The sequence below is a fragment of the Actinotalea ferrariae CF5-4 genome, assembly GCF_000603945.1.
In the GTDB taxonomy this organism is placed as follows: domain Bacteria; phylum Actinomycetota; class Actinomycetes; order Actinomycetales; family Cellulomonadaceae; genus Actinotalea; species Actinotalea ferrariae.
The window spans coordinates 1-598 of sequence record NZ_AXCW01000573.1; the positions used below are offsets into that span (position 1 = coordinate 1).

General features: G+C 33.8%; 1 protein-coding gene. It reads left to right on the forward strand.

Annotated features, from left to right (window positions below):
* A partial coding sequence (locus tag N866_RS21840; RefSeq protein ID WP_425393986.1) for a hypothetical protein occupies positions 1-598 on the forward strand: 598 nt, incomplete at both ends.

Sequence of the window (598 nt, forward strand, 5' to 3'; positions counted from 1 at the left end):
GGTTTATTTGGATTATTTAAATATGGATTTTTTTAGAAATAGTGTTATTTTAGGGGATGTGACTGATTTAAAAGATCAAATTAATACAGTATATACTAGTGATAATAATTCTAATTCTAATTCTAATACTAATACTAATACGAATAATAGTAGTGGAAAAATAAAAGCTAGTGTTGAGTTCGATGATAAAATGTTATTTAAAGCTATTAATTTACCTAAGACTGTAGGTGATGCTGCTACTGCTTATGGTGCTTATCGGTATGGACAAGCTGCTTTTAATCACATGCCTGGAAGTACTTTAACTAAAGCTGCTGTTGGAATAGCAGCAGGTGCCGGTTTAGCGGCTAGTGTTACTGCAGGAAGAATGCTAGGTGAATCAGCTGCTCAAACTGTAGTTGATAGTTTAGCTGATAAAAAAACAGGTAATGATGGTGGTGGTAATGTTAAGATAGATGCTAAAGCAGATATAGAAATTAATAAAACTTCTGCTTCAGGAACTGGAAGTGGTACTGGATCTGGATCTGGATCTGGATCTGGTTCTGGATCTGGTTCTGATTCAAGTCAGGGATCAAGTTCAAATAACAAAGATATTTATAAT